Source organism: Candidatus Eisenbacteria bacterium (assembly GCA_026388185.1).
Taxonomy (GTDB): Bacteria; Eisenbacteria; RBG-16-71-46; order JAFGJU01; family JAFGJU01; genus JAPLKG01.
The window spans coordinates 1-21,728 of record JAPLKG010000006.1; the positions used below are offsets into that span (position 1 = coordinate 1).

Sequence of the window (21,728 nt, forward strand, 5' to 3'; positions counted from 1 at the left end):
GGCGCGAGGAGTATAACATGTTTCGACCTCATAGCTCGCTCGGTGATTTGACGCCACGGCAGTTCGCCGAGCAGTTCGCTGTGAGCTCGCAAGGTCAGAAAACTCTACTTTTGGCTGGATCAGTTTCTGGGTAGGGCTCAAACCCAACGTCACAATGCTCGCGGAAGATCGCGCCGAGCAGCTGAAGCGCGATCCGGACAAGATCGTACAGGAATTGGACCATCGATTGCGAGCTGATCTTCGGAAGATCGGCGACTTCAGCCGAATTCATCCGCTGCCGGTCTCCGGCCAAGATGTGCCCGACGATTTGGACGCCCGGCTCGTCGTGCTCGGGATCGACCATCCCTACGGAAAGGAACCTGGATGTCCGGCCGAAACCGCGGCGAAGGCTATCCTCGAGTCGCGCGGCAACACACCGCGGCTCTATCGCAACACGCTCATCTTTCTTGCTGCTGACAAGACGCGACTGCAAGATCTAGATGAGGCGGTGAGACGTCACCTTGCGTGGGAGTCCATCTTGGCAGAGAGGGAGACGCTCGATCTCTCACCGCACCAGGTCAGGCAGGCTGAGGCCCAAAAGGGCACCGCCGACGCCGCAGTTGTGGCGCGTCTGCCGGAGACGTACCAGTGGCTCTTAGTGCCGGTGCAGACCTCACCGCAGAGTGCCGTCGAATGGCAGGCGCTTCGTCTTAAAGGGCAGGACGCGCTAGCCCCGCGCGCAAGCAGGAAACTGAAGAGCGACGACCTCTTAGTCACGGGTTTCGCAGCGACGCGTTTGCGGATGGAGCTTGATCGCGTGCCGCTTTGGAGAGGCGATGGCGTGGCGATCAGGCAACTAGTCGAAGATTTTGCTCGCTATATATATCTACCGCGTCTCCGTGATCCGTCAGTGCTCCTAGTCGCGATCCGTGATGGAGTCTCCCTGCTCACCTGGGAGAGCGACTCGTTTGCCTTTGCCGACAGCTTCGACGAAGCCGGGAGCCGCTACCGTGGGCTGCGCTGTGGACAGACCATCTCCCTGCCCGATGCCGATGCCCCTGGAATGCTCGTGAAGCCAGACGTAGCGAAACGTCAGCTCGACGCCGAGGGCAAGAAAGAACCCACTTCTGTGACGCCGACTGGCCCTGACGGCAGGGGCGTAGGACCGACACCTGCGGGGTCGGACGTCGGCCCAGACGGGAGGCCTGTGCGGCCTGCGGTGCAACCGAAGCGATTCCATGGTACGGTGATCCTTGACCCGACCCGTGTGGGCCGCGATGCAAGTCGCGTTGCAGACGAAGTCATCGCCCATCTATCGGGCCTCGTAGGCGCGAAGGTGACGGTCACTCTCGAGGTCGCCGCCGAGATTCCTTCGGGCGCGCCGGATCACGTAGTGCGGACGGTTACAGAGAACTGTCGGACGCTCAAGTTCTCAAGCCAGGGGTTCGAGAAGGAATAATCGATGCTTGGGGGGAACTCCTTATCTTGAACTGAGCCCACGGTAGGCCGTTGCAAAGGTTCTTTTGGCAAGAAAGTGGTAAGATGTGACGTCAGCGCGGAGCACGGTTCGCACCAACCCGGTCTTGCAGGTTGGGCGCTCGTTAGGTTGACTCTCACAAGCTTCCCTACGCCCGCCGGGCTTTAACTTCGCAGGTGTGAATGCGGTGCGCAGTGGTGGGAACGGAGTTCACACTCGTGTTGCTGTAGGGAAGCCGAAGTCTCGCGCTCGCTATGTTTATCTGATTACCTGGGCGGAGCGTCACGGCGCATCTTGATATACACCAGGCGAAGACTGCTCTAATCCCCAGCAAATGATGCAACTAAGACGAAGCGTTTTTGGAATGAGACTGTGATATACTGCAGGGTGCTGTCAGTGTAATATGTTACACAGTTCTGTAAAGTACATGTTAGCTGCCGAGGAGGGTAACTCGAACATATGGTTTACATTGCACCAGCATTCAAATTGGCTGCCTACAATTGCCCCTACTGTGGCGCGTATTCTCACATCTTCTGGCTTCAGCTTCACACCGGTGGCTATGGTTCCAGGCAAACGCCGGTATACAGTGCCAAATGTACCCATTGCGATAGGTTCACGTACTGGATCGCAGACGAGGTGGCCCCAGACACGGCGCCTACCTCTGGACGCATGATAGAGCCCAGAGCGGTCCAGGCACCAATGCCACATCCCGAGATGCCTGAAGATGTGCTCGCCGATTATCAGGAAGCGAGGAGCATCAGTGGGGACTCACCCCGCGGAGCCGCCGCCCTCGTCCGGCTCTCGATTCAAAAGCTATGCGTTCATCTCGGCGAGAAGGGTGAGAACATAGACCAGGATATCGCGCATATGGTCGCCAAGGATCTACCAACCGAGATTCAGCAAGCCCTAGATATCGTCCGCGTCGTCGGCAACAATGCAGTTCATCCTGGAGAGATTAGCCAGGATGACGTGGCAGAAGTGGCGTCAACGCTGTTCCAACTGGTGAACCAGATCGTTGAGGAGCGCATCTCTCGCCCCAAGAGGATAAGAGGTCTATTCGAAAGTCTCCCTGAGCGTGCCAGAGATCACATAGAGAAACGGGATGGGAAGCATAAGTAGTCACTTGCACAACCGGTATATCGGCAGCTAACCACTGGCTTGAGATGGACGGATGCTTCGGCGTCACGGCTCTTGCAGTAGCAAGCGCCACACCGTTAGGTTTCCCCGATTGTTAGGAGGATCATGAGGATGGACCAGACGACACGAGACCGCATCAAGGCGAACCTGTTCCCGATGGCGCACCCCTCGGTGGAACCTTGGGATGGATTCCGATGGCACATAGGTCAGAATGGCGTGTGCGATACGGACAGAGAGCACTCGTCACAGGCTCTCGCCATTGACGTCTTCGGAACACTGGCGTTGCTTGACAGTCGAGACCGTATCTTCAATGCCCTTCTGCGGAGCTTCGATCTCGAGTCCTCCGGTCATTGGACTGTGGAGCTCGAGTGGCCGGTCCCGAATACTCTGCTGGGGGAGCCCAGGGAGACTCAGGTGGACGCCGTTGCTCGGAGCGAGCGCTTCCTGGTCTTCATGGAATGCAAGTTCTCGGAGAGCGAGCCCGGGCGCTGCTCTCAGCCCGAGCCGCTCTCGGATGGCGCACACAAGGGACTACGGCAGTGCAGTGGGAACTACGAGCTTCAGGTCAATCCAGTGAACGACAAGTCTGCCTGGTGTCCTTTGACCGCGAAGGGTATCAAGTACTGGGAGCACATTCCCGGGTTATTCGGTATCAGCTCCACTGAAGTGCACGCGCCTTGTCCATTCGCGGATTCGCGCTACCAGTGGATGCGGAACATCGTCGCGTGCTGGGCGCAGTCCCGGATCGAGAAGACACAACCGGTCTTCCTTGTCGTATACGCTGATGTGCCAGAGGGACCGCAGCTCCCAGCTGCCAGACTAGTGCGGTCGGAGTCGTGGGCGCTCTTCAAGCGCTCGATAAAGCCCAATACCGTCGTCCGTGAGTTGTCATACCTCGACCTGATTGATTGTGCGCTCGCGCTTCACGGGCCAGATTCCTCGACCTTGCGCGAACTCCGGGGTTGGGTCGAGGCGAAGGTGCGGAAGATAGCAGGGTCAACCTAACTCCTATGAGGCCTCCCGCTGGCAAGAGGTAGAGTTTGGCCACGATCGGGCTCCTCAAGCCCTTACGTGTCCAGTTCCATTTGACGGGCAACAGCAAAACGGCCAAAACCTCGCCAATCTAAGACTCCAGCACAAAAATGTAAGTCCCCGAAACTTGTTAAGTCTCAGGGACTTACCCGTTGGTAGCGGAGGCTGGATTTGAACCAGCGACCTTTGGGTTGTGAAAACCCAAGAGCGGCACATAATCGATTGTATGATAACGAGTTATTTATGGCTGCTAACAGTCTGCTAACATTGCTTCTGGGAGCGATGCAAGACGTAAGGTGAGGCCTTGTGTTTGTTTCAAATAGAATGTTGACAAAATCATTTGTGTCTAATATAGTTCGCGTTGTTAGATACAAAAATTGTCGCCTCAACTAGAATCCGACGGGAGGTAACTATGGCTACTCCCTTTGTTCCGAAACGGCTACCTCTGAAAGACATCGACTGGGAATATCTTGTCTCAACAGTAGCTGAGGCAAACTCTGCTCTAGCTCGTTACGATGGACTTCTAGAGGGTATGCCCAACCCTCGATTGCTCCTGTCACCGATGATGACACAAGAGGCAGTGTTGTCGTCCAAGATTGAGGGAACGCAGGCAACCCTGGAGGAGGTGCTCCGGTTCGAAGCGAAACCGAATGCTACTGAACGACAAGAGGACATTCGTGAGATCCTGAACTATCGAAGAGCGATGTCGTTCGCCGAGGGGGAGCTCAAGACTCGGCCGTTGTGTTTGAATCTCATCAAAGGCATGCATGAAGTGCTACTCGACGGAGTCCGTGGTCGAGACAAGAGCAGAGGGGAGTTTAGGACGATCCAAAACTGGGTGGGGAAGCCAAGCACACCGATGAGCGAGGCATCATATGTGCCTCCGGAGCCGAACAAGGTCCTCGAGTACATGTCAAACTTGGAAAAGTATTGCCATTACCACGAAAAAGACAGGCTCGTTCAGGCATCTATCATTCATGCCCAGTTTGAACTGATTCATCCTTTCTTGGATGGTAATGGGAGAATTGGCCGGATTCTTATTCCAGTCTTTCTATGCGAGAAGGGAGTCCTGAAGAGTCCGACGTTTTACATCAGCGCTTTTCTCGAGTCCACGCGTGAAGAGTACTACACAAGACTACTAGCGATTTCTCATAAGGGCGACTGGAAGAGCTGGATTGAGTACTTCTTGCGTGCAGTAGCAGTTCAGGCAAAAGCTGACAGTCAGAAAGCCAGTGACATAATGTCACTGTACAACAACATGAAAACGACCATTGCCGAAGCGACACGTTCGCGTTTTGCTATTCAAGCGTTGGACTTCCTGTTCGACCGGCCGATATTCAACGGCAGCTTCTTTGCATCCAAGTCTCTGATTCCAAGAGGCAGCGCGGCCATAGTGCTGAACAAACTACTTCGAGCGAAGGTGATCGAACGGCTTGAGGAGTGGAAGGGGCGAACTCCCGCCGTGTACATTTTCCCGAGCCTACTCGACATCGTCAAGATCCGAGAGGGGTCCGCTGACAAGTAAGCAAGTAAAAGATGATCGGACAAGAAAAGTCTACTTTATTAACGTGTGCTGCAACTGCAGCAAAGAGTGCCGTGCCTGCGCTGGCGGTTTGCTTTCGTTACTTGCTAGTTTCTATTATCTCTCATACATTTGTTCGAGATATTCCAGTAGGTTACAAGTGCTGGCTTGGTATGAACTCGTGAATCTCGCATGAAGCCCTGATAGTTGTGAGCCCGCCCTATGAATTAAGCACTTGTAATTCAATGCGTTCTGATGCTTTGCTGACATTTTGCCAATTCATTCTTTGCCAATAGGGGCTCATCTCCTCGTACAAGGAGCACGCTGTATTGGCCGCATGGATGTTCTCGCGTGGATTCTAGCCAATGTTCGAAAAAGGAAGGGACAGTCGGCCCACTTGACACCTGTTTCGATATATGCTATAGTTTCATCGGAACGGTGAAACAGCAAATTGGTCGAAACAGTGCGTTGTTCCACTCCATTTGGAGGTTTATCGGAATGGTAAGACAGTCCAATTCGACGAAACCAGAGAGTGACCTGGTAGCAGAAATATCCCAACGCCTTCAGGAAGCGCTTGAGGCAGTGCCGGTTCTCGAGATCGTGCGAATCGATCCACAAATTCCTCTCGCCTACGGGCAGAGGCCTGATCTAGTCGTCGACATTCGCACCCCTAGAGGACCACAACGTCTCTTAGTGGAGATCAAGTCAGACGGGATTCCGAGAACGTTGAGGAGGGCGGCAGAGGCCCTTAAGGGGCGGCTCAGAAACGTGGAGGGCGCGTACGGGCTCTTGGCAGCACCGTATATCTCAGATCGTGGTCGTCGTGTATGCCGGGAGAATGGGATCGGGTGCTTTGATCTTGCTGGTAACATTTTCCTTTCTTTTGATCAGGTGTTCATCGAGAGAAGTGGTAAGCAAAATCCCACGCCTGCGCGGCGACTACAGAGATCTCTGTTCGCACCCCGCTCGTCGCGGGCGCTGCGAGTTCTTCTTAATAACCCTAATCAACGATGGTACGTGAGAGACCTGGCTGCCGAAGCTGGGATCAGTCTAGCACTAGCATCGAGAGTAAAGCAGCTTCTGCGCGACCAGGACCTTCTGGGCGAGGACCTTCGTTCCTTCTGGCTCTCGAAACCCGAAGACCTTCTTATGGACTGGTCAAAGGCTTACAGTTACGAGAAGAACGAGGTGTACTACTTCTACTCAATGCTACCCATTCCGGAGTTGGAAGAACGCCTGGCTACGGAGTGCGAGCGGACGACTATTCTGTATGGTCTGGCTCTGTTCTCCGGTGCGAACCGGGTTGCCCCCTTTGTGCGTTACAACCGTGCCTTTGCGTTCGTTGAGGGCAGACTCGGAGAGATTGTGGAGGCGCTGGACCTGAAGCAAGTTTCTTCGGGAGCCAACGTAGTGCTGCTGCGTCCGTATGACGAAGGGGTCTTCTATGGAGTACGGGAAGTCGGAGGCGCGAAGGTTGTGTCGGACTTCCAACTCTATCTTGACTTGAAGAGTTACAAAACCAGTGGTGCAGAGGCAGCGAACTTCCTCTTCGAAAGGTGGATAAAACCGCGATGGAACCTAGGACCAAGTCAGACTACGCGACCAGAGCTGTAGAGGCGGCCTTCTCGGTGCTCCTCGAACTGTTCGGAATCCTCGGTGAGTTTCGAGAGTACGTCGCAGTGGTTGGAGGTTGGGTAACGCCTCTGATCTTCAGAAATGCAGAGACGGCGCCGGTAGGTACTCTTGATATCGACATCGCGATAGACTTCGCACGCGTCTCTCAAGATACCTATAAGACATTTCTCGAGACCCTTGGGTCACGAGATTACAGACAGCATCCTGAGCAACCATTCCGTTTTTTCAAGACCGTCACGCTTGGAAACGATCCACCCGTTGAAGTAGAAGTGGATCTTCTGGCGGGAGAGTATGGGGGGACGGGTAGCGGACACCGCACGCAGCAGGTCCAGGACGCGAGAGCCCGCAAGGCTCGCGGTGCTGATCTCGTGTTCGACCACTACGTGGAGGTCTCCGTCGAGGGGCGTCTGCCTAATGGTGCAGTCGACAGAGTAAGTATCAGAGTTGCCGATGTGGTGGCCTTTCTCGTAATGAAGGGGATGACCCTCCATGGGCGACGCAAAGACAAAGATTGTTATGATATCTTCTATTGTGCAGCCAACTACCCCGGTGGCATCGAAGCACTCGCCAAAGTTTTTAGGCCTTTCATGGAAAACTCCCTGGTTGCAGAGGGACTGGCAAAGATACGCTCGAGATTTCTGTCACCGCTGCATGTAGGATCAGTTGCCGTTGCCGACTTCCTAGAGATCTCTGATCCTGAGGAGTGCGATATCGTCACGCGCGACGCGTACGAGCGTGTAAATGCCCTGCTTGATCGCCTCAACATAGAGCCGTGGCAAGGCTGATGCGAAGCAAGCTTTGTTTATAGCAGAATAGTAGCAAGATTAGTTGCGTCTAATAATTGGGCAAATCCTAGATACAAACTGCCTGGTTGGCGATCTGACTGACGTTGCTACTGTAGCGTTGTCCAAGCGCCAGTCCAGGGATGGAAGGAGGTGAGAAAAATGGCACAAGGCTCAATTGTGAAGCGAGGGGAAGTGTACTACATCGTCTATCGCGTCGGAGGAAAGGCAGAAGTGGAAGAGGATCAGATCGGGCAGGAGGGACGCGGAAGAGGTTCTTGTAGCACAAAAACGTAAGTCCCCGAAACTTGTTAAGCCTCAGGGACTTACTCGTTGGTAGCGGGGGCTGGATTTGAACCAGCGACCTTTGGGTTATGAGCCCAACGAGCTACCAGACTGCTCCACCCCGCGATATTCTTGTCAACCTCTTATTGCCGACCTAAAGATACATTCAATTTGTGGCGTTGTCAAGACGATTCGGTGCGTCTTCCTGCACGTCGTTGAATCTGTAGACGAGCTCGCCTTTTCTCACCATGCCGAGTTCGTCGCGCAGGGCTTTCTCCAGAAGAAATGGGTTATTCTGATACAGCTTTGCGGTTTCGCTCAGCTTGGCCTTTTCTTTGAGAAGCAAAGCGGTCTCGGTGTCGAGTCGTCTGAGTTCGCTTTTCGTTTGCCCCATTTTTATGAGGCCGTGTTCGCTCGCGACTACCTGGTATGCGAGCCAGACGCTTAGAGCCGCCAGGGCAATACGTATGAGCGCCTTTCTGCCTTTTGGCTCCGGCTTTCGGTATCTCTCGAGTCTGTGTCGCTTGAGTCTGCTTGCTACGTCATCCATATTGTGATTCGTCTACCGCTTCCGCGCGGTCTTTCCCTTTGCCACAAGTTGGGAGCGCACTGCCGCACCCCTGAGGGCCTTCGCTCCCGCATATTCCGCCGCTTCGCCAAGCTCTTCCTCGATTCGAAGGAGCTCGTTGTACTTGGCGATTCTCTCGCTTCGAGAGAGCGATCCGGTCTTGATCAAGCCCGCGTTTGTGGCGACCGCGAGATGAGCGATGAATGTGTCTTCGGTTTCGCCGGAGCGGTGGGAGATCACGGTGCCGAACGAGGCACGCTTGGCAGTCTCTATCGTGTCTAGTGTTTCCGTGACGGTGCCGATTTGGTTCACCTTGATGAGGATCGCGTTCGCGGTCTTCTCTTCAATCCCCCGGCACAGGCGCTTCACATTTGTGACAAAGACGTCGTCTCCGACGATGAGAATCTTCTGGCCGAGTTTGCTCGTGAGGAGTTTCCAGCCTTCCCAGTCGTCCTGGGAGAGTCCGTCCTCGATCGAGACTATCGGATACTTGGAAACGAGGCGGCCGTAGTATTCGACAAGCTCTTCCGCGCTCTTCTGAGGTTTCTTCTCGGCTTGAAGCACGTACTTTCCTCTTTTGTAGAATTCGCTCGCTGCGGCGTCTATCGCGAGGAAGACTTGTTCGCCGGGTCTGTATCCGGCCTTCTCTATCGCCTGCATCATGAGTGACAACGGTTCTTCGTTGGATTTGACGTTCGGAGCGAATCCGCCTTCGTCGCCGACCGTAGTCACAGAACCATTTGCGCTCAGAATCTTCTTCAGGTTGTGAAAGATCTCCGAACCTATCCTCAGGGCTTCGGCAAAGGTGGGAGCGCCTGCCGGTACAAGCATGTACTCCTGTATGTCGGCGTTGTTGTCGGCGTGGGCGCCTCCATTCACGACGTTCATCATGGGGACGGGCAACGTTCTTGCGTTGACGCCGCCCAAGTAGTTGTAGAGCGCGGCGCCGCTGGATTCGGCCGCGGCGTAGGCAACGGCCATGGAGACTGCGACGATGGCGTTCGCTCCGAGATTGGTTTTGTTATCGGTTCCGTCCAGCTCGATGAGGAGCCGGTCCACGGCCGGCTGGTTGAAAGCGTCTTCGCCCTCGAGCTCCGGCGCGATTTTCTCGTTCACGTTGGCGACGGCTTTTGTGACACCCTTGCCCAGGTATCGAGTCTTGTCGCCGTCTCTGAGTTCGAGCGCTTCGTATGTTCCCGTTGACGCCCCAGAGGGAGCGCGGCCGGTTCCCATGGAACCATCACACAAAACTACATCAACCTCGACAGTCGGATTGCCTCGCGAGTCGAGGATTTCTCTCGCCATCACATATTCAATGCAACTCATCAGTGCCTCCGGTAGGGTTTTCTTCAACCGTCACGTATCTGGCGCATCTAATCGGTGGTTCTGTCTGCACACCACAGTATGCGCGTGCGGCATTGGAGTCGGAAGAGCCGGCGCCTTTGCGCTACCCGCAAAGCTATGGGAGGAAGGCTCAAGTGTCAAGGTCAAAAACCTCTGCCAGCTTGACCTTGCGCTCTCTTGGCAGTATTGTGCTAAAGGGAAGCATCCAACACAGTGAAACCCAGAGGAGCCATGCGGCAGCCGCCGAAAGACCGACGTAATCTGAAAGATCGCTCCAGACCAATGGACCGGCTTGGGCAGAAGGATCGCCCCAGAGGGGCAAAGCGCTCCAAGCCCGAAGACGCGTTTCGCGAAGCACGATGTGGGTCTGGTCTCGATCCGAGGACTCGTTCCAACGGCGGGCGCATCGCCAACCTCGAGCCGACCGCGAACCTCAAGCGCACCCCCGAGTCCGAAAACAGTCTCAAAGAAGACGCGGAGCTTATCTGGAGTGCCCTGAGGGGCAAGGAAAGCGCGTTCGCCAAGCTCCTCAAGAAATACAGGCGACCGGTCTATTCGCTGGCGCTCAAGATGCTCGGCCAGGAAGAGGACGCGGAAGACACCGCCCAGGAGGCCTTCATAAGGGCCTTCCAATCGCTCGACACTTGCGATCCCGAGAGACCGTTCCAGCGGTGGATCTACAGGATTACGTACAACCTGTGCGTTGACAGGTACAGACGAAAAAAGCCGTTCGCGATCTCGCTCGATCAGACCGTGGGCGAAGACGAGCTGCAGATGGAACTTGTGGATTCCGCGCCCGCACCCGACGAGGTGCTCGGGATGCGGGACGAACACAGGAAGGTGGTCGAGCTTCTCTACTCTCTGCCGCCCCGTTACAGGGTGGTCGTGGTGCTGCGACACCAGGAAGAGCTTTCGTATGAAGCGATCGCCGAGATTCTCGGCCTCCCGCTCGGGACGGTCAAGGCGAGGATGCACAGGGCTCACAACATGCTGAGGAAGAAGCTGAAGCGGAGGGAGACATGAGAGCGGGGGGTAATGTCCCCAGGCATTTGCCGGGCCGAAGGACCTCACCGGCTTCCCTGAACTTGTTGAAACTTTTGGGGCTATGTACTACGTATTAGCAATTGGATGGTGTCCTGGAATCCCGGCGGTCCGGCATGGCCGTTCGGCTTGCTGCCAGGTTCCAGGCACCGGCAGAATTCGATGATATTGAAGGAGTTAGAGGCCGGGGCCTCTTCCAACTGGAGCCCGTTCCAATTTGAGGTGAGGGAGCGATGAAGAAGGACAGACATAACAAATCCTGTGAGGAGATGTCCCGCCTCTACGCTGCCCGCGAGATGAGTCCGGCGGAGGCGTTGGACTTCGAAGCGCATCTCACTGAATGCGAAAGCTGCAAGAACCTTCTCACAGAATGGAAGGGGCTCTTCTCACTTCTTTTCGAACCAATCCACGACGTCAGACATCTTGAACCGAGCCGCGCTTTTGACAGACCCATCATGGCGTTTGTGAAAGGGCTTGTCAGAGAGCGCGAGCAGACTCTACGCGAGCGCGCATCGGTGGACGATCGCGCCGCACTTGCCCACCAACACGCGGACGCCGTCGTGCGCCGCCGCGCAATTTGGGTTGGCGTGGCTGCGATGGCGGCAGTGCTCGCCATCTTCTCCGACATGTTGAGCACCTTCGCGCCGGTTGGTCCGCAACCGGCAAGGCCTTACGTTCTGGCAATTGCATGGCTCGTTGATGTATTCCACACGAGTTTTGATTGGCTTGTGTTTTCCTTCATGAGAGGTATCAAGATCGGTGAGATCTTCGTTCGAGTATTGGAGGCGCTACGGCCGATTTGGAATTGTCTGGGTGTTGCGGCAAGGCAAGTTGACCCGCAACTAGTTGTCGCGGAGATTCTGCTGTTCATGCTGAGCCTGGTGCTCTTGAAGGGGCTTCTGGGCACGGCGCCGAAAGGAAGATGTACAAATGTCGGGATCATTCTCTAACATCGTAGGATTCGTGAAGGCTGCGGGGGCCTCGCGCGCGACGAAGGTCACGCTGGCCGCCGTTACAGTGCTTGCCGCGTCCATTCTGCTTTTGTCCTCTCCGGTGCAGGCGCTGAATGGAGGGCAATCTCTTTCTTTCGATGCAAGGATTGCCATCGATGCCGGGGCCGCGCTTCGCGCAGTTCCCACGCTTCACGCAATGTGGTCGTTCGGCGCGAAGCTCGGTATCGACGACGGAGTCGCGCACGCTGGAGGCGTGTCCATCGACGTATCTGCTTCCACAGACGCGGGGGCCGCAGTCGAATTGAGGCTTTCGGCGGACACCGATTCCGGGGCAGAGGTCCTCAAGATTGCCGCGGGCGAAGACACCGTCAACCTCGGAGAGAAGGCGGTTCCCCTCGGTGAGCTCAAAGATAAGCCCGAGCTGACCAAGGACGCGTCCGAGGCAGACCGCGAGTCGAAGGACGAGGGTAGCCTGGGTCTCAAGATCGAGAAGCGCAAATCCCCCAACATCAATATCACTATCGGTGACGAGAATTACGGAGACGGCAAAGACATCGTCAAGTTCGGTGAGGATATCGAGGTAGCCGAGGGTGACACGATAGACGGCGACGTTGTTGCCATCGGAGGCGGCATCAACGTTGACGGCACCGTCACGGGTGACTGTGTATCCGTCGGCGGGTCCATCAATCTCGGGTCCAAAGGTGTGATCGAGGGAGACGGGGTGAGCGTTGGAGGAAGCATCAACCGAGAGCCAGGTTCGGTGCTCCAGGGTGACGAGGTCGTTACCGGCGGCCACATCCCGAAATGGTTGTTCAGAGGAGGATGGCCCAAGTACGGGAAGGCCGGGCTCAAGTTTGCCGAACTTGCGTTTGCAGTGGGCAAGGCCCTGCTCATACTTTTCATCGTCTGGCTTATCGCTCTCATCGCTCGCAACCGAGTCAAGGTGACTTCCGAACGGGCGAAGTCCAGCTTGTTGAAGTCGTTCGGGATCGGGTTACTCGTCGTCATACTCTTGCCGATTGCGATGGTCTTGCTTTGCATAACTATCATAGGGATTCCTGTGGCAATACTGTTGCCCTTTGTGATTGTCCTGGCGGGTTTCTTCGGCTATACGGCAGTCGGGCTGGCCCTCGGATACAGGATTTTTGGGGGGGAATCACGCGGGAGGTCTGTGGTTACCGCCGCTGTCTTGGGCGTGCTGCTCATGGAGGCGATTCCGCTCGCTGGAAAGCTGATTGGCCTGCCTGGAGGGATTCTCTGGGGTCTCTCGATTCCTGTCAGGATCATAGGATATGCGATCATGGTTTGTGCATTCCTGATAGGACTCGGGGCGACTCTGCTCTCGAAGTTCGGTCAGGTGCCGAAGGCCCCGACTCAGGCCGCAGTGGTGCCTCCGGGTCCTGGTGCATCGATCGTGGGCACGGCCGGCCCTGTGCCGCAGGCTCCGAGTGTGCCAGGCTACGGTGCGCCGCCCAGCGGTTCAGCGGGCTAGGAGTAGTGCGGCCCGCTCGGTTACAGTAGAGAAAACCCGCTCCATTGCGGGTTTTCTCTATTTTGGCGCGTCCATGTCTTTCTACGTGCTAACGGCTTGTCTTTGAAGCAGTTCACGCCAAGCCCGCCGGCGTAAACGGCCATCCACCGCTGGGGCAAATTTCCCGGAGCCCTCAACTTGCCCTTTGGCGTCGTCTTCGATCGACACTCTCTGTTAGCCTCAAATCCCTCGATTCGAGTCTGCACAGCTCTCTAATCTTCTGAGTTTCAGCGCGTTACGGTGGCGACCTTCGTGGGTGATTTTCCGCGGGTGATTTTTCCCACACGCTCCTTCCGGCCCGGAACGTGGCACGTGGCTTGCGACAGCTAGTGGGTGAGGAATCGCAGAACCCTTTGGTTGTCTCTTGGTTTTGTTTCAGTATTGTCGGGCAGGGTTGATTTGAGATGATAAGAGAAGACAGAAATAGATTCACAGGATTCGCAGCCAGTCCGATCAATTGGAGATCCCACCAGAGCACAGGCGGCAATTGGCCGAGCCGTTTGTCAGATCGACGAGGCCTTCAGGGCGCAAGCGCCGTGAGCGAGGACCAGCACTGTTTGGGAGTCCGACACGCAGGAAGCCTTTCACACTTCCTCAGCCGTGCACCAGTTGTGTGCCGGGCTCTCCCCGCAGTGCGATTGGGCTGCCGCCCGCGCGCAATGGCTTTCCTTTTGCCCTCGCTCCTCTCGTTGCCCTTCGCGTTTGTTCTTTGCCTCGCGTTGATGCTCGGCTCTTGTCCTTCGCTTGTCGCGTCCGCCGAGGCGTCGCCGGTTCTCCACGACGTCCAGGATGTTCTCGCACACTACACCGGGCAGCTCGACGGCAAGCTTTATTTCAGCTCGCCTCAGGGTCAGAGCTGGGAGTTCATCACTGACATCAGCGATTCTGAAATAACGAACAAGGGTGACGGTTCGTTTCACCCTTTCAGCAGCGATTTGGTCGAGAAGGCCCTCGCTCAAGTTTCGTACTCGCTGGACGAGATTCCGTTCGACGTTTTCATCCTGCCTTATCCGAGAAGGGGAGTCGTTGAGTCTTCGGCAAGCTCGGGTGCAATGTTTCTTTCTCCGGGCGTCCTCAATTGCTCTGCGGAGCTCGTCCATTTTACGGTCACCCACGAGATGGGTCACATAGTTCACAGACACTTCATGCCTGACGAAAGCGGTGAACTGTGGCAAGAATATCGCGATCTCCGCCGGATTAACGATGCGTCTGTCTACAATGCAGACGCGATTCACAAGAATCGTCCGCACGAGATCTTTGCAGAGGACTTCCGTTTCCTGTTTGGAAGCGCCCTCGCGAATTACAGTGGAACCATAGAGAACGGCAACCTTCCTCTTCCGACAGAGGTTGCCGGCTTGAGAGACTTCATGCTTTCGTTGGTTGGTGGAAACGTCGGGACTGGTGGGGGAGTCGCCTCCCTCGCTCTCAATAGTTTTCCGAATCCCTTCAATCCCGTCCTCAACGTGAGTTTCAGCGTCGGCCTTCCGTCTACTGAACTGCCGCAGAGTCTGGCGGGGGTGGCGACGTCTTCCGCGGGGTCGAGCGCGTCACCGCAGCGCCTGATCTTGAGGATATATGACGTGGGCGGCAGGCTCGTACGAACGCTTCTGGACGAGGGACTCTCGCCGGGAAGCTATTCCGCATTCTGGGCCGGCACCGATGAGCAAGGGAATTCAGTTTCGTCTGGAGTCTATTTCCTGAGGCTCGAGGCCGGTCAGCAGGCCGTCACGAAGAAAGTCATCCTCTCGCGCTAGTCAGCGAGCTTTTCAGCCGAAGTGAGATCGGCCAGCAGGAAAGGCTGGCTTCTTGCGGAGACCGCTTCGTCACCGAACCCCGAGAGTCCCACGATCACGTCGAAAAGATAGCCGGGCACCGCGGTGATTCCTCTTCTTCCCTCGGGCTTTCCGTCGCTCAACCACGACTCAACCTGATCAATGTCCTCGGCCGAGACCGGTCTCATGGTTGCCTTGATTACGACGTAGTGAGTGGCAGTCGGGTCGATCGCATCGACGCTTCCGGCCTTCGCCATGGCATGAACGCAGAGGGAGCGTTCCACGTGCCCGATGTCAAGAAGGGAGGCGCTGCTGCCGTTCTTGGTCTGTATGCGGTAGCCGTCCTCCCACGGATCGTATCTTATCTTGTAGGAGAGAGTGTTGACTTGCGTGAGTTTGTCCATCCACAGTCTTCTCTTTTTCCAGAGCTGAATTTCGTAGGTCAGTGTTGCCGGCAGGCCGCGCGTCAGGGTCTCCACCATCCGTGTCGAGAAAAAACCTTGGGCGTTGAAAGTCACCGTGAGAAATCCGGAGTCTTTCTGGAGTTTCTCTACGACCAGAGTCGGTCCGGGCGCAGAGAAACAGATCGAGCCGGCGAAGCTTAGCGCGAGGGCGAGAAAAATAGAGAGTCTCATAGAAGTCACGGCGCTGCCTTCTTGTTCGCGATCCGCTAGAACGTTCGCAGGTCTCCACGTCCCAGAGACCCTGGAACGCTCGTTGCCCACTCCTTCGGGCCGCGCTAGAACGTTCGTTCCAACCTGAGCGTCCAGACCACGTCGGAGCCTTCCTCTCGCGGGCTCTTGGCCGCAAACACCCTCACTCCCTCGCCCAGGCCGACCCCTATTCCGACGTCCAGGTCGAGGCTCTGGTCCTTCAGGGCGTCGCGGCCGAGCCAGGCCTTGCCGACGTCCGTAATCATAATGAACTGAAATCTCTTCACCACGTCTATCGCATATTCTGCGTTGAAGAGAATCATGTGATCGCCACGGAACTCTTTGTAGTCGTGAGCGGCCAGCGTGCCGATTCCACCCACGCAGAATTCTTTCTGGAAGGGAAGGGTGCCCGACGGCGTGGCGCCGAGCTTCAGTCTGCACGACAGGTATTGACCAGGGTTCAGGTTGAGATAAGTCCTCAGGTCGGCGGCGAGCCTCGTGTATTCCATGCACGGTTCGTCCTGGTGACGCCCGCTCTCGTACTCGAGTCTGTGCCAGTGTTCGGTCGGCCCCGCCTGTTCGTCTTGTCTCGAGTCAAGTTCGTATTGCGCGGCGACGGTCGCCCATTTACCTTCGTCTACGGCCGGATTCTCCCTGAACTGCCTCGAGTGTCTGTAGAAGAGGCCCTTTGATATCGCGTCAACCGAGCCGTAGGTGTCCTCGGCGTACTGAACCTTGACACTGTTCCAGCGTGAGAATCTCTGCTTGACGAAGACCGCGGCTCCCTCCCGCTCGAAGTAATCTCTGTAGTCCTTCTTCAAGAACAGGGACGAGAGGGAATTCTCGACGTCTCCCGTCAGCTCTTTGTCGAAGCTGTCGGTGACGAGATAAACTGACGCGCCGAAGGAGAAGCTCTTCGGCGAAAAGAGCGGTTGTTCGAAATCGAGTTTGTATCGCCACTTCTTGCTTGCAAATGCGTAGCCTTCGAGCAAGTGGATTCGCGGGTAGAGTCTTTCCGGATCGCTGAATTCCTCGTTCATGAAGAGCGACAGACCGTCCACCCTGTCGTAGGACAGCGATGGGCTCACGGAGAACTCTCCTTCAGTGTCTTTCTTGTCCAAGGATAATTCTTTGAGGTTCTTGCCGAAGCGAATCTCGATGTTGGGTCCTTCCTTGAGTTGAACTTCCTCTTCCGCTTTCTGTTCGGCCTCCGGCGCTACAAGGTCGGGAACGTATATTGTGTCGATCCCGGCGGCCTCCGAGGGAACTTCTGTGTCAGCCGCGACAGCGATGGCAGACAGCGCGTCGGCCCCGCCCCGTGATTGGAGGGCTGACTCAGAACGATCAGCCGCGACAGCGATGGTGCCGGCACTCATCGCAATTGCAAACGTGACGGCGGCCACAATTGCAGAAGCAGGGCAACGTAGCAATTGCTTCATGTGTTTCACCTCCGCGCGGCAAAGCTAAGGACGGTCGCTTCAGTCGTCTGCGATCCTCTTTTCTATGCCCAGTCTCTTCATCTTCTTGTGGAGCGTGACTCTGTCTATTCCGAGCGTTCTTGCAGCTTCGCTCACGTTCCACGAGGTTCGTTTGAGGGCGCTTCGTATTGCCTGTTCCTCGGCAGTCGCGAGAGACGCCCTCAAGTCCCGCTGTTCCCCAGCCGCGTGCAAATCCGCAAGCGACCCGCTCGCACGCGGCGCGGCCGGGCTCGCGGGGTGAGTTCGCGCGCTCGCATTCCGCCCCAGGTTCTCCGTCAAGTCGGGGCAACGTGCGAGGAATTCCTCCCGCGTGATGAGGGACTGGTCGCTCATGATGACTATTCTTTCCATGAGGTTCTTGAGCTGCCTCACGTTTCCCGGCCAGGGGTACTCCTTGAGAAGTTCAAGGGCGTCCGGCGCGAGCTTCTTCTCTTCCTTTGTGTTCTCGAGCGAGGACTTGCGGAGAAAGTGCTGCGCAAGAAGCAGTACGTCGTTTCCTCTTTCCCTGAGCGCAGGGACTTCGAGCATCAAGACGTTGAGTCTGTGGTAGAGATCTTCCCTGAAGCTGCCACGCCGGATTTCCTCTTTCAAGTCGCGATTCGTGGCCGCGATTATCCTCACGTCGAACTTGATCGTCTTTGTGCCGCCGACTCTCTCGAACTCGGCGAATTCGGCCGCCCTCAAGAACTTGGCTTGAGCCTCCAGCGACATGTCGGCCACTTCGTCCATGAAGAGCGTGCCGCCGTCCGCGAGTTCGAGCTTTCCCTTCTTCGACTGCATCGCGCCGGTGAAGGCCCCCTTCTCGAAACCGAAAAGCTCGCTCTCGACCAGGTCCTTCGGAATGGCGGCGCAGTTGATCTTGACGAAAGGAAAATCCCTCCTCGCACTCAACTCGTGTATGGCTCTCGCCACGAGTTCCTTGCCGGAGCCGTTTTCGCCCGTGACGAGCACCTTGCTCTCCGAAGCGGCGACCTTGCGGAGTTCTTGCCCGAGTCTCTGCATCGGCTCGCTCTCGCCGATCATCGTGAAGTCTTCGCGCTCCGCCCTCAGCAGTTCGTCGCGATGCGCTCTTATTCTGGCGGCTTCCAGGGCGTTCCTGATGGAGACGATGAGTCTCTCCGGCGCGAGAGGTTTCTCGAAGAAGTCGTAGGCGCCGAGCTTGAGCGCGGTGAAGGCGGTTTCGTAGCTTCCCTGGCCGGTCATTACGATTGCGGGTAGTTCAGGAAATTCTGGCCCCACGGTTTTCAAGAATTCGAGTCCGCTCATGCCGGGTAGGAAGACGTCGACGATCGCGAGGTTCACGTTGTTTTGCCGGAGCGAACGGAGGCCGGCCTCGGCGCTCGATTCCGTGAGGACGGCGAAACCTTCGTCCTCGAGCATCCCTCGAAGCGAGCGTAGAATTTCCGCCTCGTCATCCACTATGAGAATCACGTCTTTTCTTTTGTCTTGGTGCTTGTCCACCTTCAGAGCCTCAGTTCTCTGCCGGGCAGGTGAAGTTGAGTTTCCTGCCCGCGCCGGACCACGCGTAGTGCTTCAAACGGGCATCGACTGCCGCCCGTTCTGCCAACGACCAGTGACGGAGAAAACCACAAAGTGCCGCGTCTTGGCTATTGTACCGAAAGTAGAGCAGCCGTCAAGGGGTGGAGTCTGATACCACGGCTGGCGAGGCGGAGGTCGCGCCGGGCCTGTCAATGATCTTGTCGGAGAGAGACTCGTCGCAGACCCTGCGGACGTAGACCGTCCGGACTTCGGGGTAAGCAAAGAACACCTGGTCGGCAAGAAACAGATTCTCTCTTTCCATGAGGCTCGTCACGCGCGGTTCTTTGCACCTCGAAGCAAGCGCCACTCCATCGATTTGTTTCCCGGTGGCAGTGGCGTACTCCAGATAGACGAGAGGACCGTCTTTCTCCATTCCGACTACTCTCGAGAGGAGTCCTGGTGACGAGTTCTCGGTCGCCGCGAGCCGAGGGACGAGCATCATTTTCATGGAAGAATCCAGTATTTGCTTCAGCGAGCCCGTTATCGACAAGGCCGTGAGGTCGAGAGTTTTTCTCAGCACTTCCGGGCCTTCAGGCCAAGTGTTGGCGCCGAGCGCGAGGTAGAAGACTTTCATCCTGTGGTTAATTCCCAGTAGAAGAGAAGGTCCCTCGTCACCCAGGATGCTCACGTCCTCCATGCTTCCTTGCCAGGCGGAAGGGCAAAGCCAGAGCTTGTAGAACGGATGGTAGTCAAAGCCGTTGGGATGATGGACGACCACCGAGCCGTCTTCGATTCTTATCAGGACTGCCTCCGACGGACCCGTCCATTTTCGGGGGACCTGTCTGCGCTTTATGCTTGCCACGCTCCATGTCTGCGGAAGAACCTTCTCGAGCGAAGCCACTATCTCCTCGAGTCCGAAGTCGATTGCAGATAGTTGGGACACTCGAGGCGATTGGCCTGAGGCTAGAGGAGGGGCAGAGGCAGAGGTAACGAGGAGAGGGGCGTCGGAGTCTTCAACAATGGAACTAGGGTCGGGAGCCGCGGTCGGGCTCGAGACGGAACTAGGGTCGGGAGAAGGCGCGACCTCAGCCGGAAGCTCATTCGCGAGAGCCCAGGCGACAAGCGAAAGCACCAGGATTGACGAACCTGTCAGAAGGAGGCAGAGTTTCTTGAGGCCCATTCTACGATGCAACTCCATTGGTCCGAATTGTCTCGGGCCGTCCGCCGCCCGATGTCGTCTGGAAGAGTCCGACGTCATGCCGAGCTCAGTCGCGGAATCTTGCGCTGCGCCGGCAAGACGATTCTCACAAGCGTGCCCCTTGTTTCCTGGCTTTGAATGAAGACCTTTCCGCCGTGCTGCGAGACGATCTTGCTCACCACTGCAAGGCCCAGGCCCGTTCCTCCCTTCTTAGTCGTGAAGTGAGGCGTCATGACCTTGCCGATGATGGTTTCTGGAATCCCGGGACCCGTGTCTCTGAATGCAATCTCTATATATTCTTTGGCTCCCGCGTTTGATGACGCTCCACCATTTGGCGACGCGCAGGAGTTCGAATTTACCTCAGACTCGTTTGCCCGTTTGGACGAGATCCAGAGGGTGCCGCCTTCAGGCATTGCCTCCGCCGCGTTCTTGACCACGTTGAGGACAGCCATTCTTATCTGCTGAGCGTCGGCAGGAACGGCCGGCAGGGAAGCGTCGAGCGACAAGTCTATCCTGAGAAAAGATGTTCCCTCCTGCGTCGATCGGTAGAGTTCCGCGACTTCACTGATGATCCCGTTGACGTCTATCGGAGCGAATACAGGGTCGGGCAGCTTCGCAAAGTCCGAGAACGCCGTCGCGAGTCTCTCCAAAGAACTCACCTCTCCGAGTATCGAATCCAGACTGTCTGAAAATCTTCGCCTGTTTTCTTCGTTCAACTGCTCCAGACACGTGTGCAGGCGATGGAGAGAGAGTTTGATGGGCGTCAGAGGATTTCTTATTTCGTGCGCTGCGTAGCGGGCGACGTCCTGCCACGCCGCTATTCTCTCCGCGCGGGCAAGTTGTTCCTTGTACGCCCTCAGATCCCGAGTCATCTGGTTGAAGGAATCCACGAGATACCCTATTTCTCCCCCGGCCTTCACGACCACTTTCTCGTCGAGATCCCCGGCTGCGACCCGTTTCATTCCTTCGGTGAGCCCGAGGATGGGCTTACTGAGCTGTCGAGCCAGGAACGCGGCGGTAATGAGAGACACGATTGCGGCCACGGCGAAGAGGATCGCCGCGGTCACCCACACGTACTCCTTCTCCACGCGTCTGTAAATCTCGAGCTGCCCGTAGTGCACCAGTCCGTCCGTCACTTCGCTGACGTTTGCGAAGAAATCTTCGCCGAGCCAGTAGCCGATGACGAGGACGACGCCGTCGCTTTTCTCTCCCGCCGTCGCGGTCTGCGCGCTCCCCGCGTCTACGCTGGTCCTGCGCGCTCCCGCCGCACCAGCCGCGTCCGGGATCCTGACCGGGAGGGCCACGTAGCCGGCTTCGCTGCGCATGGCGTCGTTGCTTTCGACAGCCCGCCTCACGAGCTCATCCGAGAAAGCTCCCGGCGAGGGCACGGCAGTGTCGGCCACCTGTGCTCTCAGGCGCCACGAGTTGTCCTCTTCTTCGTACACTTGCAGAAAATCAACCGCAAGGGGCTCGAGCTCGCCGGCCAGAAGGCGCTCCGCTTCGTTCCATCGTCGAGCCCTGAGAAGCAGCACAAGGCGCGTGTCGCCGGTCAACCGAGGCGAGAGCGAGCGCAAGTCCGCCTCGTACTTGCTCAAGGATTTCCTCGCAAGCACAAGAGAACTCTCTAGAGCTCTCTTCATACCCGGGCTCTGCCGAGCGTCTATGCTCTGACTGAGCCTTCTCGAGGCAACGATAGTAAGCCCGAGAAAGGGTAACAGCGAAGTGAGAATGAAGAGCAACGTGAGTCTTTCACGAAAACTTGGGGGACGTCCGAAGATAGTAGTCTACCTCTCTGAAATCAGAGCCCGGCCTAGGGCAGGCACAAGGCTCTTGGCCCCCGGAATGGTAACCCCTACCCCGGC

At 56.7% G+C, this 21,728-nt stretch carries 17 protein-coding genes, 1 tRNA gene and 1 pseudogene; 11 read left to right on the forward strand and 8 right to left on the reverse strand.

Annotated elements, in window-relative coordinates; all coding sequences use genetic code 11:
- The first annotated feature begins 139 nt into the window (after positions 1-139).
- The 7 genes and pseudogenes from NTX17_02365 to NTX17_02395 all read left to right on the forward strand — a co-directional run bounded on the left by NTX17_02365 (position 140) and on the right by NTX17_02395 (position 7,861).
- Positions 140-1,438, forward strand: a pseudogene (locus tag NTX17_02365) (AAA+ family ATPase).
- Positions 1,439-1,915: 477 nt separating this feature from the next.
- Positions 1,916-2,575, forward strand: coding sequence for a DUF4145 domain-containing protein (locus NTX17_02370; GenBank protein MCX5800217.1), 660 nt, complete (start codon positions 1,916-1,918; stop codon positions 2,573-2,575).
- Positions 2,576-2,704: 129 nt separating this feature from the next.
- Positions 2,705-3,598: a hypothetical protein gene (locus NTX17_02375; protein ID MCX5800218.1), complete on the forward strand. Its 894-nt coding sequence runs from the start codon at positions 2,705-2,707 to the stop codon at positions 3,596-3,598.
- Between the two features lie 439 nt (positions 3,599-4,037).
- The gene (locus NTX17_02380; protein MCX5800219.1) at positions 4,038-5,150 is read left to right on the forward strand and encodes a Fic family protein; all 1,113 of its coding nucleotides are present in this window, start codon (positions 4,038-4,040) and stop codon (positions 5,148-5,150) included.
- Positions 5,151-5,645: 495 nt separating this feature from the next.
- Positions 5,646-6,761 (forward strand): hypothetical protein, encoded by a 1,116-nt coding sequence (locus NTX17_02385; GenBank protein ID MCX5800220.1) that lies wholly within the window; start codon positions 5,646-5,648, stop codon positions 6,759-6,761.
- On the forward strand, positions 6,719-7,567 hold the full coding sequence (locus NTX17_02390) for a hypothetical protein (GenBank protein MCX5800221.1): 849 nt from the start codon (positions 6,719-6,721) through the stop codon (positions 7,565-7,567). The genes NTX17_02385 and NTX17_02390 overlap by 43 nt, the downstream gene beginning before the upstream one ends.
- Positions 7,568-7,726: 159 nt before the next feature.
- Positions 7,727-7,861 carry a hypothetical protein gene (locus tag NTX17_02395; protein MCX5800222.1) on the forward strand — a complete coding sequence of 45 codons (135 nt, stop codon included), beginning with the start codon at positions 7,727-7,729 and terminating at the stop codon, positions 7,859-7,861.
- A 37-nt stretch (positions 7,862-7,898) separates the two neighbouring features.
- Here NTX17_02395 and NTX17_02400 read toward each other — a convergent pair.
- The 3 genes from NTX17_02400 to eno form a co-directional block, all read right to left on the reverse strand.
- Positions 7,899-7,975 (reverse strand) — tRNA-Met (locus NTX17_02400).
- A 40-nt stretch (positions 7,976-8,015) separates the two neighbouring features.
- Positions 8,016-8,399, reverse strand: coding sequence for a septum formation initiator family protein (locus NTX17_02405; protein ID MCX5800223.1), 384 nt, complete (start codon positions 8,397-8,399; stop codon positions 8,016-8,018).
- A 12-nt stretch (positions 8,400-8,411) separates the two neighbouring features.
- Positions 8,412-9,743 (reverse strand): phosphopyruvate hydratase, encoded by a 1,332-nt coding sequence (gene eno, locus NTX17_02410; GenBank protein ID MCX5800224.1) that lies wholly within the window; start codon positions 9,741-9,743, stop codon positions 8,412-8,414.
- Positions 9,744-10,043: 300 nt separating this feature from the next.
- Between eno and NTX17_02415 the strand changes: the two genes are divergently transcribed.
- From NTX17_02415 to NTX17_02430, 4 genes are all read left to right on the forward strand, one after another.
- Entirely contained in the window at positions 10,044-10,784 is a 741-nt protein-coding gene (locus NTX17_02415) for a sigma-70 family RNA polymerase sigma factor (GenBank protein MCX5800225.1), read from the forward strand.
- A 251-nt stretch (positions 10,785-11,035) separates the two neighbouring features.
- On the forward strand, positions 11,036-11,752 hold the full coding sequence (locus NTX17_02420; GenBank protein ID MCX5800226.1) for a zf-HC2 domain-containing protein: 717 nt from the start codon (positions 11,036-11,038) through the stop codon (positions 11,750-11,752).
- On the forward strand, positions 11,733-13,247 hold the full coding sequence (locus NTX17_02425; protein ID MCX5800227.1) for a hypothetical protein: 1,515 nt from the start codon (positions 11,733-11,735) through the stop codon (positions 13,245-13,247). The genes NTX17_02420 and NTX17_02425 overlap by 20 nt, the downstream gene beginning before the upstream one ends.
- A gap of 698 nt (positions 13,248-13,945) precedes the next feature.
- The gene (locus tag NTX17_02430) at positions 13,946-15,040 is read left to right on the forward strand and encodes a T9SS type A sorting domain-containing protein (GenBank protein ID MCX5800228.1); all 1,095 of its coding nucleotides are present in this window, start codon (positions 13,946-13,948) and stop codon (positions 15,038-15,040) included.
- Here the strand turns inward: NTX17_02430 and NTX17_02435 are convergent.
- The 5 genes from NTX17_02435 to NTX17_02455 all read right to left on the reverse strand — a co-directional run bounded on the left by NTX17_02435 (position 15,037) and on the right by NTX17_02455 (position 21,506).
- A complete protein-coding gene (locus tag NTX17_02435; GenBank protein ID MCX5800229.1) occupies positions 15,037-15,693 on the reverse strand; it encodes a DUF4390 domain-containing protein in 657 nt (218 codons plus the stop codon). The genes NTX17_02430 and NTX17_02435 overlap by 4 nt on opposite strands.
- 104 nt (positions 15,694-15,797) lie before the next feature.
- Positions 15,798-17,150 carry a BamA/TamA family outer membrane protein gene (locus tag NTX17_02440; protein MCX5800230.1) on the reverse strand — a complete coding sequence of 451 codons (1,353 nt, stop codon included), beginning with the start codon at positions 17,148-17,150 and terminating at the stop codon, positions 15,798-15,800.
- Between the two features lie 39 nt (positions 17,151-17,189).
- On the reverse strand, positions 17,190-18,650 hold the full coding sequence (locus tag NTX17_02445) for a sigma-54 dependent transcriptional regulator (GenBank protein MCX5800231.1): 1,461 nt from the start codon (positions 18,648-18,650) through the stop codon (positions 17,190-17,192).
- Between the two features lie 172 nt (positions 18,651-18,822).
- Positions 18,823-19,848, reverse strand: coding sequence for a hypothetical protein (locus tag NTX17_02450; GenBank protein MCX5800232.1), 1,026 nt, complete (start codon positions 19,846-19,848; stop codon positions 18,823-18,825).
- A gap of 74 nt (positions 19,849-19,922) precedes the next feature.
- Entirely contained in the window at positions 19,923-21,506 is a 1,584-nt protein-coding gene (locus NTX17_02455) for an ATP-binding protein (protein MCX5800233.1), read from the reverse strand.
- Positions 21,507-21,728 lie beyond the last annotated feature (222 nt).